This is a genomic window from Oceanirhabdus sp. W0125-5 (assembly GCF_027938815.1).
Classification (GTDB): domain Bacteria; phylum Bacillota; class Clostridia; order Clostridiales; family Clostridiaceae; genus Oceanirhabdus.
The window spans coordinates 4,775,752-4,796,694 of sequence record NZ_CP115913.1 but is presented as its reverse complement, the minus strand read 5'-3'; the positions used below and the strand labels follow the sequence as shown (position 1 = coordinate 4,796,694).

The following is a 20,943-nucleotide window of genomic DNA, read 5'->3' as shown; positions in this document are numbered from 1 at the left end:
GTATTTACTTGATTTTTTCATAGAGCAGATTCCAAAACTATTTTAAGAAAAGTTCAATCATATGAAAGTTGGGATATGAAGATGAATAAAAAAATAGATAAAAGTAATGTGGAAAATATTTTGGATTTAACAAGTACTCAACAGGGGATGTTATTTCATTACATTAGTGATCATAATAGTAAAGAATATCAAGAACAGCTAAGCTTAACTATTACTGGAGATGTGAAAATAGATTTATTACAAAGAGCATGGGATTTTGTAATAGAAAGTAATGAAATGTTAAGAACCATTTTTAGATGGAAAGGGATAGATAAACCAGTACAAATTGTTCTGAAAAAATATCAAGTGGTAATCCAAAGTATTGACTTAGAAAATGAAGTGGATAAACATAGGGCATTAGAAAATATTAAATTAGATGATTTAAATAATAGAATAGATATAACAAGAGAAACTTTAAGAATTTATTTATGTAAATTAGATGATTATAAATATGAGATGATTATAAGTAATCATCATATTTTATATGATGGTTGGAGTAATGGAATAATCTTAAAAGAATTAATGGAAGCATACGAGTGTTTATATGAGAACAAAGTGCTTAAAAGAATTAATAAGACCAAGTTTGGTGAATTTATCAAATATACAAAGAATCTTGATAAAAAAGAACAAAAAGATTATTGGGTAAATTACGTAGATAAAATAGAAACAAAAGAGGATTGGTTCAATGGAAAAAAAGAGAATGGTAGTTATAAAGAAATCTTATATAAGTTGGAGACTGATAAAGCTTATAAATTAAAAGAGTTTACTAAAGAAAACAAAATATCATTAGCTGCTATATTATATAGTACTTGGGGTGTTTTAATACAGAAACTAAGTAATTCCAATGAAGTTGTATTTGGGACAACTGTATCTGGAAGACCAGAAAGTATAAAATCAGTTGATAACTTAGTAGGGTTATTCATTAATACCATTCCTTTAATAGTAAAATCAGAAGGTAATTGTACATTTATAAATTTAATTAGAGAAATAGATTTATCACTTAATGAGAGAAAAGAGTTTGAGAATACATCATTAATTGATATAAAAGAATATTGTGGATTAAATGCAAATGAAGAGTTGTTCAATTCCATAGTAACTATAGAGAATTATCCATTAGACCTAAATCTAAATAAAAGAAACCTGTTGACAATAGAAGGTTTTTCAATTGTAGAAAAGACTAATTATAATATGTCATTAGAAATATTAACATTTAACGATATTGAATTCAAGTTTACCTTTAATAGTGAAGTAATTGACGAACACATAATTAAAAGATTAGGTAGTTATTTTGAAATACTGATAGATTCATTATTGAATAATAAATATAGTAAAATATCTGATATTGAATTATTAGGAGAAAAAGAAAGAAATCAAATACTATATGAGTTTAATGATACAAAGACAGATTATCCTAAAGACAGAACAATACAAGAAGTATTTGAAGCTCAAGTAGAAAAAACGCCAGATAATATTGCAGTAGTTTTTGAAGGGACACAGCTAACATATAAAGAATTAAACGAAAAATCAAATCAACTTGCAAGGATATTAAGAAGTAAAGGTGTTAAAGCTGATTCACTAGTAGGAATTATGGTGGAAAAATCTCTAGAGATGATAATAGGAATATTGGGGATTTTAAAAGCAGGAGGTGCATATCTTCCTATAGATCCAAGCTATCCAAAAGAAAGAATAGAATACATGTTAGGGGATAGTGAAAGCCACTTATTATTAAGTACAGAAAATCTGTCAAGTAGCTTAGATTTCAATGGACAAATCATAGATTTATTTAATGAAGATTTGTTTAAAGGTGATTCAAGTAATTTAGAAAAAATAAATAATTCCAATGATTTAGCATATGTTATCTATACTTCAGGAACTACAGGTAAGCCAAAAGGTGTAATGTGTGAACACAAAAATATTGTTAGATTGGTTAAAAATACTGAATACATTGAGTTTAAAAAAGATGACAGAATACTCCAAACAGGTTCTATGGTATTTGATGCTTCTACATTTGAGGTTTGGGGAGTTTTATTAAACGGATTAGAACTATATTTAGCTAAAGATGAAACTATTATTGTACCTGAGCTACTTGAAAAGTTTGTTACTAAAAATAAGATTACAATATTATGGCTAACATCAGAGTTATTTAATCAAATGGCAGAAGCAAATGTTAGAATATTTAAAAAATTAAGATATTTATTGGCAGGTGGAGATGTTTTATCACCTAAATATATTAACTTAGTTAGAAAAGAATGTAAAAATCTGAAAGTCATAAATGGATATGGGCCAACAGAAAACACAACTTTTTCTACTACTTATTTAATAGAAAAAGAATATTTGTTTAGAATCCCAATAGGTAAGCCCATTTCAAACTCAAAAGCTTATATAGTAGATAAAAATAACAGGTTGATGCCTGTAGGAGGTTATGGAGAACTATGCGTTAGTGGAGATGGACTAGCAAGAGGGTATTTAAATAGACCAGAGCTAACAGCTAAAAAGTTTGTAGATAATCCATTTGAATCTGGAAAGAAAATGTATAAAACAGGAGATCTAGCAAGGTGGTTACCAGACGGAAATATAGATTTCTTAGGAAGAATAGATAACCAAGTTAAAATAAGAGGATTTAGAATAGAACTTGGAGAGATAGAGAACAGACTATTACAACATGAAGATGTTAAAGAAGCTGTTGTTGTGGTAAAGGAAAACAAGGAAAAAGAAAAATATATAAGTGCTTATATAGTAAGTGAGAAAGAAATTAGTGAGTTGAATTTAAAGAAATATCTAAAAGGAAGCTTACCTGATTATATGGTTCCAGCCTATTTTATGCAGTTAGAGAAAATGCCATTAACACATAATGGAAAGCTTGATAGAAGAGTACTTCCAGAACCTGATTTAGATATTATTTTAAGAGAATATGAAGCTCCTAGAAATAAATTAGAAGAAAAACTATCAAAAGTATGGAGTGAGGTTCTAGGAGTTGAAAAAATAGGAATAAATGATAACTTCTTTGAACTTGGAGGGCACTCATTAAAAGCCACGGTGATTAGAAATAAGGTATATAAAGAATTAAATAGAGAAATACCATTGAAAGAGTTGTTTGAAAAACCAACAATAAAGGAGTTAAGTGTATTTATTCAAAATACTGAAGAAAATCCATATTCAAAAATAGAAAAAGTGGGGAATTGTGAATATTATGAAGCATCTCCCTCTCAAAAGAGGATGTACATGGTCCAACAATTTGAGAAAAATAGTGTGGCTTATAATATGCCTGTAGCATTTGAGTTAGATGGAGAAGTGGATAAGGAAAGAATAGATAAAACATTTAAAAGACTTGTTACTCGTCATGAATCATTAAGAACTTACTTTGAAACTATTGAGGATGAGATAGTACAAAAAGTTGATTATTCATATGAGTTTAAGTTATCAGTTAGAAAAGATAATAATGAAATAGAGAACATTATTAATAAATTTGTGAGACCATTTGAGTTAGAAAGAGCACCATTATTTAGAGTTGAGTTAATAGAAAATAATGAAAAAACTTACTTGTTGATAGATATGCATCACATAATATCTGATGGTGTATCCATGAGTATCTTAATAAAAGAATTCTCAGATTTATATGATGGAAAATCTTTAGAACCATTAAGACTTCAATATAAGGATTTTGCAGCGTGGCAAAACAATTTCATGAAATCAGAAGAAATGAAAGACCAACAAGAGTATTGGATTAACAGGTTTAATGATGAAATACCAGTTTTGAGTCTTCCATATGATTATGAAAGACCTGTAATGCAAAGTTTTGAAGGTGATGATGTAAGTTTTAAAATAGACGAAAAAAACACAAAAGCATTAAGGAAGTTAGCAAAAGAAACAGGAACAACAATGCATATGATGTTATTGTCATCAATGTATATACTTCTATCTAAATATAGTGGACAAGAAGATCTAGTAATAGGAACACCTATTGCAGGAAGACCACATGCAGATCTTCATAATATAATGGGTATGTTTGTAAATACATTAGCTTTAAGAAATAAGCCAAAAAAAGATAAAAACTACTTAGAATTTTTAAAAGAAGTAAAAGATAATTCTCTTAAAGCTTATGAAAACCAAAGTTATCAGCTTGAATCTTTAATTGAAAACCTAGATATTGTAAGAGATACAAGTAGAAATCCATTGTTTGATGTAATGTTTAACATGGTGGATACTGTAAATAATGCTGATATTCAGTTAGATGGGCTTTTGTTAAAGCAATATATTAAGAATAGTAATACATCAAAATTTGATTTAACTTTTAATGTATTGGAAAAAGATAATATCTTAGAATTTAACCTGGAATATTGCTCAAAGCTCTTTAAGAAAGAGACAATAGAAAGATTAAGTAATCACTATATAAAATTGTTAAGAGACATAACTAATAATGTTGAAATTAAAATATCTGATATTGAATTATTAGGAGAAAAAGAAAGAAAGCAGATATTATATGAGTTTAACAATACAAAGACAGATTATCCTAAAGACAGGACAATACAAGAAGTATTTGAAGCTCAAGTAGAAAAAACACCAGATAATATTGCAGTAGTATTTGAAAGTACGCAGCTAACGTATAAAGAATTAAATGAAAAATCAAATCAACTTGCAAGGATATTAAGAAGTAAAGGTGTTAAAGCTGATTCACTAGTAGGAATTATGGTGGAAAAATCACCAGAGATGATAGTAGGAATTATGGCGATTTTAAAAGCAGGAGGAGCATATCTTCCTATAGATCCAAGCTATCCAAAAGAAAGAATAGAATACATGTTAGAGGATAGTGAAAGCCAGATATTATTAAGTACAGAAAATCTGTCAGGTAGTTTAGATTTTAATGGACAAGTTGTAGATTTATTTAATGAAGATTTGTTTAAAGGTGATTCAAGTAATTTAGTAAAAGTAAATAATTCAAATGATTTAGCATATGTTATCTATACTTCAGGAACCACTGGTAAACCTAAAGGAGTAATGGTTGAGCATAAAAGCGTAATTAATACTTTAGATCAGATGGAGAGGAAATATCCAGTTGAGAATAATGATGTTTACTTATTAAAAACAAATTATGTTTTTGATGTATCAGTAACTGAACTATTTGGGTGGTTTTTCGGAAATGGTGTTTTAGCAATAATGAATGAGAATGATCAGAAGGATATAAATTCAATTATTGATTCAATTGAAAAATATAAAGTAACACATATTAATTTTGTACCATCAATTTTAAATCTTTTTAATGAGATGATAGGGAATAGAATGGACAAGGTAAAAAGTTTAAAATATGTGTTTGCGGCAGGCGAGGAACTAAAAGCAAATATAATTTTTGATTTTTATAATAAGTTTACTGAAATTCAGCTTGAAAACTTATATGGACCTACCGAAGCTTCTATTTATTCAACCATGTACTCAATTGATAAAAGATTTAAAGGAGATAATGTATCAATAGGTACGCCAATACAAAATACTAAAGCATATATTATGAATAATAATCAACTGAACCCAATAGGAGTAGCTGGAGAGTTATGCTTAGGGGGAGAAGGACTAGCAAGAGGGTACTTAAATAGACCTGAATTAACATCAGAAAAATTTGTAGATAATCCATTTGAAGCTGGAAAGAAGATGTATAAAACAGGAGACCTAGCAAGGTGGTTACCAGATGGAAACATAGAATTCTTAGGAAGAATAGATAACCAAGTTAAAATAAGAGGATTCAGAATAGAACTTGGAGAGATAGAAAACCGATTATTACAACATGAAGATCTTAAAGAGGCTGCTGTTGTGGTAAAGGAAAACAAGGAAAAAGAAAAATATATAAGTGCTTATGTAGTAAGTGACAAAGATATTAGTGAGATAAACATAAGGAACTATCTGAAAGAGAATTTACCTGATTATATGGTTCCAGCTTATTTTGTGCAGTTAGAGAAGATGCCATTAACACATAATGGAAAGCTTGATAGAAGGAATCTGCCTGAACCAAGTGTAGATGCTAATTTAAGTGAATTTGAAGCTGCGAGAAATGAAACGGAAGAAAAACTATCAAAAATATGGAGTGAGGTTTTAGGTGCTGAAAAAGTAGGAATAAATGATAACTTCTTTGAACTTGGAGGACACTCATTAAAAGCAACAGTAATTATAAATAAGGTGTATAAAGAATTAAATAAACAGATTCCATTAAAGGAATTATTTAAATCACCAACTATAAAGGATTTAAGTAGATTTATTCAAAATACTGAGGAAAGTCCATATGCAAAAATAGAAAAAGTGGGGAATTGTGAATATTATGAAGCATCTCCTTCTCAAAAGAGGATGTACATGGTCCAACAATTTGAGAAGAATAGTGTGGCTTATAATATGCCTGTAGCATTTGAGTTACAAGGAAAAGTGGATAAGGAAAGAATAGAAGAAACATTTAAAAAACTTGTTACTCGCCATGAATCATTAAGAACTTATTTTGAAACTATTGAGAATGAGATAGTACAAAAAGTTGATTATTCATATGAGTTTAAGTTATCAGTTAGAAAAGATAATGATGAAATAGAGAACATTATTAATAAATTTGTGAGACCATTTGAGTTAGAAAGAGCACCATTATTTAGAGTTGAACTTATAGAAAACAATGAAAAAACTTACTTATTGATAGATATGCATCACATAATATCTGATGGTGTATCCATGAGCATCGTAATAAAAGAATTCTCAGATTTGTATGATGGAAAATCTTTAGAACCATTGAAACTTCAATATAAAGACTTTGCTGCATGGCAAAATAACTTCTTAAAGTTAGATGAAATGAAAAAGCAAGAAGAGTATTGGATTAACAGGTTTAATGATGAAATACCAGTTTTGAATCTTCCATATGATTATGAAAGACCTGTAATGCAAAGTTTTGAAGGTGATGATGTAAGTTTTAAATTAGATGAAAAAACCACAAAAGCATTAAGAAAGTTAACAAAAGAAACAGGAACAACAATGCATATGGTTCTATTGTCGTCAATGTATATACTTCTATCTAAATATAGTGGACAAGAAGATATAGTAGTAGGAACGCCTATTGCAGGAAGACCACATGCAGATCTTCAGAATATAATGGGGATGTTTGTAAACACATTAGCTTTAAGAAATAAGCCAAAAAGAGATAAAAACTATCTAGAATTTTTAAAAGAGGTAAAAGAGAACTCTCTAAAGGCTTATGAAAACCAAAGTTATCAGCTTGAATCTTTAATTGAAAACTTAGATATCGTAAGAGATACAAGTAGAAATCCATTGTTTGATGTAATGTTTAACATGGTTGATACTGTAAATGATGCTGATATTCAGTTAGATGGGCTTTTGTTAAAGCAATATATTAAGAATAATAAAATATCAAAATTTGATTTAACTTTTAATGTATTGGAAAAAGATAATATCATAGAATTTAACCTGGAATATTGCTCAAAGCTCTTTAAGAAAGAGACAATAGAAAGATTAAGTAATCACTATATAAAATTGTTAAGAGACATAACTAATAATGTTGCAATTAAAATATCTGACATTCAATTATTATCGGAAAAAGAAAGAAATCAAATACTATATGATTTTAATGATACAAAGACAGAGTACCCTAAAGACAGGACAATACAAGAAGTATTTGAAGCTAAAGTGGAAAAAGCACCAGATAATATTGCAGTAGTATTTGAAGGGACACAGCTAACATACACAGAATTAAATGAAAAATCAAACCAGCTTGCAAGAGTATTAAGAAATAAAGGTGTTAAAGCTGATTCCATTATAGGAATAATGGTTGAAAGATCTCCAGAGATGATAATAGGAATAATGGGGATTTTAAAAGCAGGAGGAGCATATCTTCCTATAGATCCAAACTATCCAAAGGAAAGAATAGAATTCATGTTAAATGATAGTGAAAGTCATCTGTTATTAAGCACAGAAAAGCTGTCAGGGAGTTTAGATTACAATGGACAAATTATAGATTTATTTAATAAGGAGCTGTTTGAAGGTGATTCAAGCAATTTAGAAAAAATAAATAATTCCAATGATTTAGCATATGTTATCTATACTTCAGGAACAACTGGAAATCCTAAAGGAGTAATGATAGAACATTATAATCTCAACAATTTTATACATTCATTTACTAAACAATTTATACATGGATTTAGTAATAACGATAGGATTCTGTCATTGACTAATTATGTGTTCGACGTAAGTGTGTGTGAATTTTTTGTTGCATTAACTAGCGGAGCAGTATTAATAATTAATGATAAACATAAGACGCTTAATCCAATGGAAATAGCAAAACTAATAGTTGATAATGATGTAACATTTACATATATTCCACCATTATTGTTACCTTATGTTTATGAAGAGTTAAAAGGATATAAAATAAAAGTTAAATTAAGTAAATTACTTGTTGGAGTTGAAGCAATAAGAGGAAAAATACTAAATAACTTTTATAACCTTAATGAAGATATAAATATAGTTAATGGATATGGACCTACTGAAACTACAATATGTTCAACATTCTATAAGGTTACTGGAAAAGAAGCGGAAAACAAAGCAGTACCAATAGGAATACCAGCAGGGAATATGCATACCTATATTTTAGATAAATCATTAAATGTTGTGCCTGCAGGCGTATCAGGAGAGATATTTATAAGTGGAGATGGACTAGCAAGAGGATATTTAAATAGACCAGAATTAACATCAGAAAAGTTTGTAGAAAATCCATTTGAACAAGGGAAGAAAATGTATAAAACAGGAGATCTAGCAAGGTGGTTGTCAGATGGAAATATAGAGTTCTTAGGAAGGATAGATAATCAAGTTAAAATAAGAGGATTCAGAATAGAACTTGGAGAGATAGAAAACAGATTATTACAACATGAAGGTGTTAAAGAAGCTGTTGTTGTGGTAAAGGAAAACAAGGAAAAAGAAAAATATATAAGAGCTTATGTAGTAAGTGATAAAGAGATTAGTGAGCTAAATTTAAAGAGATATTTAAAAGATAGCTTACCAGATTATATGATTCCTACTTATTTTATGAAACTGGACAAGATGCCATTAACACATAATGGAAAGCTTGATAGAAGAGCACTTCCGGAACCAAGTGTAGATGCTAATTTAAGTGAATTTGAAGCTGCAAGAAATGAAACGGAAGAAAAACTATCAAAAATATGGAGTGAGGTTTTAGGAGTTGAAAAAATAGGAATAAATGATAACTTTTTTGAACTTGGAGGACACTCATTAAAAGCAACAGTGATTATAAATAAGGTGTATAAAGAATTAAATAAACAGATTCCATTAAAGGAGTTATTTAAATCACCAACTATAAAGGATTTAAGTACATTTATTGAAAATACTGAGGAAAATCCATATTCAAAAATAGAAAAAGTGGGGAATTGTGAATATTATGAAGCATCACCCTCTCAAAAGAGGATGTACATGGTCCAACAATTTGAGAAAAATGGCGTGGCTTATAATATGCCTGTAGCATTTGAGTTAGATGGAGAAGTGGATAAGGAAAGAATAGAAGAAACATTTAAAAAACTTGTTACTCGCCATGAATCATTAAGAACTTATTTTGAAACTATTGAGAATGAGATAGTACAAAAAGTTGATTATTCATATGAGTTTAAGTTAGCAGCTAGAAAAGATAATGATGAAATAGAAACCATTATTAATAAATTTGTGAGACCATTTGAGTTAGAAAGAGCACCATTATTTAGAGTTGAGTTAATAGAAAATAATGAAAAAACTTACTTGTTGATAGATATGCATCATATAATATCTGATGGTGTATCCATGAGCATCTTAATAAAAGAATTCGCAGATTTATATGATGGAAAATCCTTAGAACCATTAAAACTTCAATATAAGGATTTTGCAGCATGGCAAAACAATTTCTTGAAATCAGAAGAAATGAAAGACCAACAAGAGTATTGGAGCAACAGGTTTAATGATGAAATACCAGTTTTGAATCTTCCATATGATTATGAAAGACCTGTAATGCAAAGTTTTGAAGGTGATGATGTAAGTTTTAAATTAGAAGAAAAAACCACAAAAGCATTAAGAAAGTTAACAAAAGAAACAGGAACAACAATGCATATGGTTCTATTGTCGTCAATGTATATACTTCTATCTAAATATAGTGGACAAGAAGATATAGTAGTAGGAACGCCTATTGCAGGAAGACCACATGCAGATCTTCATAATATAATGGGGATGTTTGTAAATACATTAGCTTTAAGAAATAAGCCAGAAGGAGATAAAAACTATCTAGAATTTTTAAAAGAGGTAAAAGAGAGCTCTCTAAAGGCTTATGAAAACCAAAGTTATCAGCTTGAATCTTTAATTGAAAACCTAGATATCGTAAGAGATACAAGTAGAAACCCATTATTTGATGTGATGTTTAACATGGTGGACACTGTAAATGATGCTGATATTCAGTTAGATGGGCTTTTATTAAAGCAATATATTAAGAATAATAAAATATCAAAATTTGATTTAACTTTTAATGTATTGGAAAAAGATAATATATTAGAATTTAATCTACAATATTGCTCAAAGCTCTTTAAGAAAGAGACAATAGAAAGATTGAGTAATCACTATACAAAATTGTTAAAAGACATAACTAATAATATTGAAGGTAAATTATCTGATATAGAAATATTAACAGAAAAAGAAAGAAACCAAATACTATATGATTTTAATGATACAAAGACAGATTATCCTAAAGACGGAACAATACAAGAAGTATTTGAAGCTCAAGTAGAAAAAACGCCAGATAATATTGCAGTAGTATTTGAAGGGACACAGCTAACATATAAAGAATTAAATGAAAAATCAAATCAACTTGCAAGAATATTAAGAAATAAAGGTATTAAAGCTGAATCACTAGTAGGAATAATGGTTGAAAGATCTCCTGAAATGATAATAGGAATAATGGGGATTTTAAAAGCAGGAGGAGGATATCTTCCTATAGATCCAAGCTATCCAAAGGAAAGAATAGAATACATGTTAAAAGATAGTGAAAGTCATCTATTATTAAGCACAATAAATCTGGCAGGTAGTTTAGATTACAATGGACAAATTATAGATTTATTTAATGAAGATTTGTTTAAAGGTGATTCAAGTAATTTAGAAAGAATAAATAATTCCAATGATTTAGCATATGTTATTTATACTTCAGGAACAACTGGTAAACCTAAAGGAGTAGTGATTGAGCATAAAAGTGTAATTAATACTTTAGATCAGATGGAGAGGAAATATCCAGTTGAGAATAATGATGTTTACTTATTAAAAACAAATTATGTATTTGATGTATCAGTAACTGAACTATTTGGATGGTTTTTCGGAAATGGTGTTTTAGCAATAATGAATGAGAATGATCAGAAGGATATTAATTCAATTATTGATTCAATAGAAAAATATAAAGTAACACATATTAATTTTGTACCATCAATTTTAAATCTTTTTAATGAGATGATAGGGAATAGAATGGACAAGGTAAAAAGTTTAAAATATGTGTTTGCGGCAGGCGAGGAACTAAAAGCAAATATAATTTTTGATTTTTATAATAAGTTTACTGAAATTCAGCTTGAAAACTTATATGGACCTACCGAAGCTTCTATTTATTCAACCATGTACTCAATTGATAAAAGATTTAAGGGAGCTAATGTTTCAATAGGTACCCCTATACAAAATACTAAAGCATATATTATGAATAATAATCAGCTGAATCCAGTAGGGATAGCTGGAGAGTTATGCATAGGGGGAGAAGGATTAGCAAGAGGATATTTAAACAGACCAGAATTATCATCAGAAAAGTTTGTAGAAAATCCATTTGAACAAGGGAAGAAAATGTATAAAACAGGAGATCTAGCAAGGTGGTTGCCAGATGGAAATATAGAGTTCTTAGGAAGGATAGATAATCAAGTTAAAATAAGAGGATTCAGAATAGAACTTGGAGAGATAGAAAACAGATTATTACAACATGAAGGTGTTAAAGAAGCTGTTGTTGTAGTAAAGGAAAACAAGGAAAAAGAAAAATATATAAGTGCTTATGTAGTAAGTGATAAAGAGATTAGTGAGCTAAATTTAAAGAGATATTTAAAAGATAGCTTACCCGATTACATGATTCCTACTTATTTTATGAAACTGGACAAGATGCCATTAACACATAATGGAAAGCTTGATAGAAGAGCACTTCCGGAACCAAGTGTAGATGCTAATTTAAGTGAATTTGAAGCTGCAAGAAATGAAACGGAAGAAAAATTATCAAAAATATGGAGTGAGGTTTTAGGAGTTGAAAAAGTAGGAATAAATGATAACTTCTTTGAACTTGGAGGACACTCATTAAAAGCAACAGTGATTATAAATAAGGTGTATAAAGAACTAAATAAACAGATTCCATTAAATGAGTTATTTAAAAAGCCAACAATTAAAGAATTAAGTGAGTTAATTGAGAATATGGAAGAAAATCCATACTCAAGCATTAAAAAAGTAGCATCAAAGGAATACTATGAAGCATCATCTGCTCAAAAAAGAATGTATATGCTCCAGAAAATAGATAAGGATAGTACAGCATATAACATGCCAATAACATTTGAGTTAGAAGGAAAGGTTGATAAAAATAAGATATTAGAAACCTTTAAAAAGCTTGTTATTAGGCATGAAGCATTAAGAACTTGTTTTGAAATTGTTAAAGGGCAAATAGTGCAAAAAGTTGACAACTCATATGACTTCAAATATGTAGAGAAAAAAGACAATGAAGAAATTGACAATATAATTAGTCAATTTGTAAGACCATTTGAGTTAAATAAGGCTCCATTATTTAGAGTAGAACTAGTGGAAAGCAAAAATAAAGAATATATGTTAATAGATATGCATCACATAATATCAGATGGTGTATCTATGGAAATATTAATTAAAGATTTTACAGCTCTATATAATGGTGAAGTATTAGAACCATTAAAACTTCAATACAAAGACTTTGCTGCATGGCAAAATAACTTCTTAAAGTCAGAAAAAATGAAAAAGCAAGAAGAGTATTGGGTTAATAGGTTTAATGATGAAATACCATTATTAAACTTACCATATGATTATGAAAGACCAACTATCCAAAGTTTTGAGGGAGATAGTGTAAGTTTTAAAGTAGATGAAATAACTACTAAAAAATTAAGAGTTTTAGCTAAAGAAACAGGAGCAACAATGCATATGGTACTATTATCATCGGTGTATATACTTCTATCTAAATATAGTGGACAAGATGATATAGTAATAGGAATTCCAATAGCAGGAAGACCACATGCAGATCTTCAAAACATAATGGGTGTATTTGTAAATACTTTGGCATTAAGAAATAAACCTGTAAGTGGAAAGATGTATCTAGATTTCTTAAAAGAAGTAAGAGAAAATTCTTTAAAGGCATATGAGAATCAAAGTTACCAATTTGAAACTTTGGTAGAAAAACTAGGTATGAGAAGAGAGCAAAACAGATCACAATTATTTAATGTAATGTTTAATATGATAGATAGTATTACCGATGATTCTTTTGTGACTGATGGTCTTATGATGAAACAGTATAGTAATAGAAATATAATGTCCAAATTCGATTTAAGTATAGGAGCAATGGAAAAGGATAATATTCTAGAATTGAATTTCACATATTATAGCAAGGTATTTACAAGAGAAACTATTGAAATAATCACAGAGGATTTTATTGGCATACTTAATGCTATAACTAGTGATAGAAATATATCAATATTAGATTTAATTTATAAAGAAATGGAACAAACTCTTTATGCTATGGAAGAAGTTGCACTGGAAGTAGATTTCGATTTGTAAATTATTTACTTATAGGTAGGTGAGATTGTGGAAAAAAATGAACTACAATTTAATTCACATAAATATTGGATGAAAGAATTAATGAAAGCAGAAGAAAGTGAAAAGTTGAAGCATGATTATTATAGTGATATAAGTTATAAAAAAGAAATTTATAATATATCAATTGATAGGGACTGCGGCATTAAACTATCAGAAATGTGCAAGAAAAATAGTTTCTTGATATATTCATTCTTAGTATCAGCACTTAAAGTCAATTTATCTAAATATATGTTTAAAAAATATATTACAGTTGGAATTCCTTACTTTAATCCTAAAAATAAAAGAAAATTAGCAAATAGTAAGGTATTACCATTAAGTTCATATGTGGATTATGAGAAAACTTATAAAGAATATATGAAATCAATTAAAGAACAGATCTTAAATGTATATAAAAATCAAGACTTTTTAAATACATCAATATTATCAGATAGCAATGTTTGTAAAGATATCATGGAAATAACAGCAATAAACATATGTATGAAGAACCTTCATGAAGATAAGTACATTAATTATATATGCAATTCAAGTAAAAATGAAATATCATTTTTACTTGAATTACTGAAAGATAACACTATAAAAGCTCAAGTTATATATAATTCAAATTTATTTTCTGAAAGTACAATTGCAAATATTTCTAGGTGTTTTAGAAAAACTTTAGATGATATCCTTAATGATCATAATCAGAGTATTAAAGATATAAAAATATTGTCTGAGGAAGAGAGGAGTCAAATACTATATGAGTTTAATGATACAGAGATAGATTATCCTAAAAATAGGACAATACAAGAAGTATTTGAAGCTCAAGTGGAAAAACAGCCAGATAATATTGCAGTAGTATTTGAAGGAACACAGTTAACATACACACAAATAAATAAAAAATCAAATCAAATTGCAAGAATATTAAGAAAAAATAAAATAGGTCCAGGGTGTATAGTAGGAATAATGGTGGAAAGATCTCCAGAGATGATAATAGGAATATTGGGGATTTTAAAAGCAGGAGGAGCATACCTTCCTATAGACCCAAGCTATCCAAAGGAAAGAATAGAATACATGTTAAAGGATAGTGAAAGTAACCTACTATTAAGCACAGAAAATCTATCAGGTAGTTTGAATTTCAATGGAAAAATCATAGATTTATATAATGAAGATTTGTTTAAAGGTGATTCAAGTAATTTAGAACAAATCAATAATTTCAGTGATTTAGCATATGTTATCTATACTTCAGGAACCACTGGTAAACCAAAAGGAGTAATGATTGAGCATAAAAGCGCAATTAATACTTTAGATCAGATGCAGAGGAAATATCCAGTTGAGAATAATGATGTTTACTTATTAAAAACAAATTATGTTTTTGATGTATCAGTAACTGAACTATTTGGGTGGTTTTTCGGAAATGGTGTTTTAGCAATTATGAATGAGAATGATCAGAAGGATATAAATTCAATTATTGATTCAATTGAAAAATATAAAGTAACACATATTAATTTTGTACCATCAATTTTAAATCTTTTTAATGAGATGATAGGGAATAGAATGGACAAGGTAAAAAGTTTAAAATATGTGTTTGCAGCTGGTGAGGAACTAAAAGCAAATATAATTTTTGATTTTTATAATAAGTTTACTGAAATTCAGCTTGAAAACTTATATGGACCTACAGAAGCTTCTATTTATGCAACCATGTATTCAGTTGATAAAAGATTTAAAGGAGATAATGTATCAATAGGTACGCCTATACAAAATACTAAAATATATATTATGAATAATAATCAGCTGAATCCAGTAGGAGTAGCTGGAGAGTTATGTATAGGGGGAGAAGGAGTAGCAAGAGGATATTTAAATAGACCAGAGCTAACAGCTAAAAAGTTTGTAGATAATCCATTTGAATCTGGAAAGAAAATGTATAAAACAGGAGACCTGGCAAGGTGGTTACCTGATGGAAATATTGAGTTTTTAGGCAGAATAGATAACCAAGTTAAAATTAGAGGATTCAGAATAGAACTTGGAGAGATAGAGAACAGATTATTACAACATGAAGATCTTAAAGAAGCTGCTGTTGTGGTAAAGGAAAATAAGGAAAAAGAAAAATATATAAGTGCTTATGTAGTTAGTGATAAAGAAATTAGTGAGTTAAACCTAAGGGACTATTTAAAAGAAAATTTACCTGATTATATGATTCCTGCTTATTTTGTGCAACTAGAGAAGATGCCTATAACAACTAATGGAAAGCTTGATAGAAGAGCACTTCCAGAACCAGATTTAGAAATTATTTTAAGTGAATATGAAGCACCTAGAAATAAAGTAGAAGAAGCACTTTCAAAAATATGGAGTGAGGTACTAGGAGTCGACAGAATAGGAATAAATGATAACTTCTTTAATCTTGGAGGGCACTCATTAAAAGCAACAATACTTTCAAATAAAATACATCAAGAATTTGAGATGGAAATTCCATTAAGAGAAATATTTGAAGCTCCAACAATTAAGGGAATAAGTGAGTATATTGAAAATGGAGAAAAAAGTATATATTCATCAATAGATTCTACGGAAGAAAAGGATTATTATGAGGTATCATCAGCTCAAAAGAGAATGTATTTACAATATAAATTTAACACTGAAAGTACAGGATATAATATGCCTTGTGCTATCGAAATTGAAGGAAAGCTTGTTAAGGAGAAAGTTCAAAAAGCTATTAATGAATTGATAAAAAGACATGAATCCTTAAGAACATCATTTGAAGTTATAGATGGACAAATAGTACAAAAGATAAATAAAGACATAGATTTCAATATAGATTTTATTGAATATACAACTGAAACAAATATTAATGAAGCTATAAATAATTTTGTAAGACCATTTGATTTAAGTAATTCTACATTACTAAGAATGGGATTAATGAAGATTCAAGAGGATAAACACATAATTATATTTGATATACATCATATAATATCTGATGGTGTATCATCAGGGATACTAATTAAAGAATTTATTCAATTATATAAAGGAGAAATTTTAAGTCCTCTTAGAGTACAGTATAAGGATTATGCACAATGGCAGAATGAGTTTTTTAAGAGCGAGAAATATAATACTCAAAAAGAATATTGGGAAAATGTTTTTCAAGGAGAAACTCCTATACTTAATATAAATACAGATTATCAACGTCCTGCAATACAAAGCTTTGAAGGAGATAGATTTGAATTTGAAATAGATGAAGAGTTATCATGGACTTTAAAAATGCTGGCTAAAGAAACTGACTCAACTTTATATATGGTTTTATTAGCTGTATATAATATATTGTTAAATAAATATACTGGACAACAGGATATTGTGATAGGTTCACCAATAGCTGGCAGACGACATGCTGAGTTGCAAAATATTTTAGGTATGTTTGTTAATATGCTATCAATAAGAAGTTATCCAAGTGGTAAAAAAAGTTTTATGCAATTATTAGATGAGATTAAAGAAAATACATTGAAGGCATATGACAATCAAGATTATCAATATGAAGATTTAGTGGAAGCATTAAATTTATCTAAAGATATGAGTAGAAATCCTTTATTTGATGTAGTATTTTCACTAAGCAATTTTGATGAAGAGACAATAGAATTAGATGATTTAAAATTCACAAATATAAAAATGGAAAATAAAATATCTAAATTTGATCTAACATTAGATGCTTATGAAAAAGAAAATAGAATCGTCTTTAGTTTTGAATATGCCACTGATTTGTTTAAAAAGCAAACTATTCAAAGATTATCAAATTATTATGTTAATATCTTGAGACAAATAACTAAAAATCCTTTGATAAATATATTGGATATAGAGATTTTCACAGAAGAAGAAAAAAAGAAAATTCTCTTTGATTTTAATGACACAAGGATGGATTATGATAGGGAAAAAACAATACATGAGCTTTTTATGGAACAGGTAGAAAAGACACCAGATGAGATAGCTATAGTTTATGAGCATAAAAGTATTACTTATAAAGAATTAAATGAAAAGACAAATCAATTAGCTGAATTATTGAGGGAACATGATGTTAGAAGAGATGAAATAATAGGTATAATGGCTGAAAGATCCATAGATATGATTATAGGAATTTTAAGTGTCTTGAAAGCTGGAGGAGCGTATATGCCTATTGACCCTGAGTATCCTATTGGAAGAATTCAATATATGCTTAGTGATAGTAATTCAAGGATATTACTTACACATAATAATTTTCAAGATAATATTGAATACAATGGGCAAATTATTGACATTAGTGATGAAAACATTTACAGAAGAGATGTAAAAAAGTTGGAGAATATAAATAAATCAGAAGATCTATTATATGTAATGTATACTTCAGGATCAACAGGAAACCCAAAAGGTGTAATGCTTCAACATAAAGGTGTTGTAAATATATCGAAATGGTATAAGGATATGTTTTCTATAGAAAAAAACAAGCGAATTATACACATGGCTAATGTCTCATTTGATGCTTCTATAGTAGAAATTTTTCCTTTCCTTATATATGGAGGAACACTTTATATCGTAAGAAAAGAGATAGCTCTTAATAAAAAAGAGTTTATAAACTTTATAGATAAAAATAACATTAATATTGCTCAGTTTGTGCCAATGACCTTAAAAGAACTTTTAAGTGATGCTTCTAAACCTAAAAGTTTAAATAAAGTTCTAGTTGCGGGTGATTGTCTTGAAGATTCTTTAAAAGATAAAATTCTTTCACAAGGATACGACTTAAGTAATCATTACGGGCCAACAGAAGGTACTGTAGACTCTATAGCTACAAAATGTGAAAAAGGTATAACCACAATAGGAAAACCTATTTATAATACTAGAGTTTATATTTTAGATAAAGATGATAAGTTGTGTCCAATAGGGGCATCTGGTGAGTTGTGTGTAGCAGGTGATGGATTAGCTAGAGGATATTTAAATAAACCAGAACTTACAGAAGAAAAGTTTGTGGAAAATCCATTCTCTTTAGGTGAAAAGATGTATAGAACTGGGGATTTAGCATGTTGGGAGTCAGATGGGAATATTACCTTCCAGGGAAGAATAGATCATCAAGTTAAGATTAGAGGATATAGAATTGAGTTAGAAGAAATAGAAACGCAATTATTAAAACATAATGATATTAAGGAAGCTGTTGTGATAGATAAAGTAGATTCCAACGGAGCTAAATATTTATGTGCATATATTGTTGCAAGAACCAAATTATTAATTCCTGAATTAAAAGAACATATATCAAATGATTTACCTGGTTATATGGTTCCTTCAAGATTTGTTCAAATGGAGAAAATGCCAATTACTACAAGTGGAAAGGTTGATAGAAAAGCACTTCCACATCCTGAAAATGATATTGATACAGGTACAGAGTATGTTCCTCCAACAAATTTAATTGAGAAAAAGCTGATAAAGATATGGCAAGAGGTATTAGATGTAAAAAATATAGGGATTAATCATAACTTCTTTGAATTGGGAGGACATTCAATAAACGCTACAGTCTTAGTGTCAAGGATACATGAAGAGCTAAATATTGAAGTGCCTTTTAGTGAGATATACAAAAGTCCAACAATAAAGCGTCTCTCTAAATATATTAAGAAATCACAAGAAAAAGAATATACTTCTATACCAAAGCTTCCAGAAATGGAGTATTATCCAATATCATCAGCTCAGAATAGGATTTATATTATGTGGCAGCTTGATATGAAGTCAACTGCATATAATGTTCCACTAGGCTTAATTTTAGAAGGCGATTTAAACAAAGTTAAATTTGAAGAAGCGATAAATAAGATAGTTAAGAGACATGAAGTATTGAGAACATCATTTAAAATAGTTGATGGAGAGCCAATGCAGAGGATTCATAGTAATATTGACGTGAATATTGAGTACAGAGAGACAGAAGAGAATAATATAAAAGCTATTGCAGAGCAATTTATTAAACCATTTGACTTAGAGAAAGCCCCGCTTATGAGGGTTGCATTAATAAAGTATGCTCATAAGAAACACTTGCTTTTGTTCGACATGCACCATATTATCACTGATGGAATATCAACAAATATCTTAAGTAAGGAATTTACTAGTGCTTATGAAGGTAGGGAATTACAGGATTTAAGGATACAATATAAAGATTATGCATCATGGAATAATGAATTTATAAGGTCGCAGGCTATGATGAATATACGTGACTATTGGATGAATAAATTAAATGATTTCGCAAAAACTGAACTGCCTAGGTCAACATACATCAACAATGGACAAGTTTTTGGGAAAGTTATTCAGAGTGAATTAGATACAGAAATATATGAGAAAATGAATGATTTTTGTATTAGATATGGCATTACTAAATCTACATTCATGTTAGCGATTTTCAAAATAATATTAATGAAAATTTGCAATCAAAATGATATTACCATAGGTGTTCCAGTTGCAGGCAGGAAACATAAGGATTTAGAAAATATTATGGGCGTTTTCTTAAATGTTTTACTTGTTCGCACTAATATTGATAAAAATGATACATTTGGGGATTATCTACAAATAGTAAATAATAATTTAATGGAAGCACTAGAATATCAAGATTTGCCATATGAAGATTTATTTTCAATGGCTAAGGAAGAAATGAAACTTAAGGATACATCATTATTTTCAATATTATTTAATTATCTTCCATATCAAAAGGATCAGGAATTAAAGCTCTCCGAAATTAATATAAGTCCATATGAGTTTCGAGAGATAGAACCTAAGTATAGTTTAACTTTATATGTTACCGAAGGTGTAGATAAGATATCTTTGAGAGCTACATTTAGAAGTGATATAGAAGGATATATGATAGAAAATATCTTAAATAACTTTAAACCAGTTATGGAATCGGTAATAAATAATGAGAATAAATTAATAAATGAAATTCTATCTTGGAGCACTAATAAAACAGATGTTTATTTAGAAGAATTTGACGTTGAATTTGATAATCAAGAGTTTTTCTAATTACAGCTTTTGATTGAATAAGGAGGATAA

At 28.7% G+C, this 20,943-nt stretch carries 2 protein-coding genes; both read left to right on the top strand.

Going from position 1 to position 20,943, the window contains the following annotated elements; all coding sequences use genetic code 11:
* Positions 1-81 precede the first annotated feature (81 nt).
* Positions 82-13,896 (top strand): non-ribosomal peptide synthetase, encoded by a 13,815-nt coding sequence (locus OW730_RS22240; RefSeq protein WP_271226245.1) that lies wholly within the window; start codon positions 82-84, stop codon positions 13,894-13,896.
* 27 nt (positions 13,897-13,923) lie between these two features.
* On the top strand, positions 13,924-20,913 hold the full coding sequence (locus OW730_RS22235; protein WP_271226244.1) for a non-ribosomal peptide synthetase: 6,990 nt from the start codon (positions 13,924-13,926) through the stop codon (positions 20,911-20,913).
* Positions 20,914-20,943 lie beyond the last annotated feature (30 nt).

What these genes read in the sequence shown, in the direction of transcription:
- OW730_RS22240 (WP_271226245.1), top strand. Translation starts at nt 82, where the DNA reads ATGAATAAAAAAATAGATAAAAGTAATGTGGAAAATATTTTGGATTTA.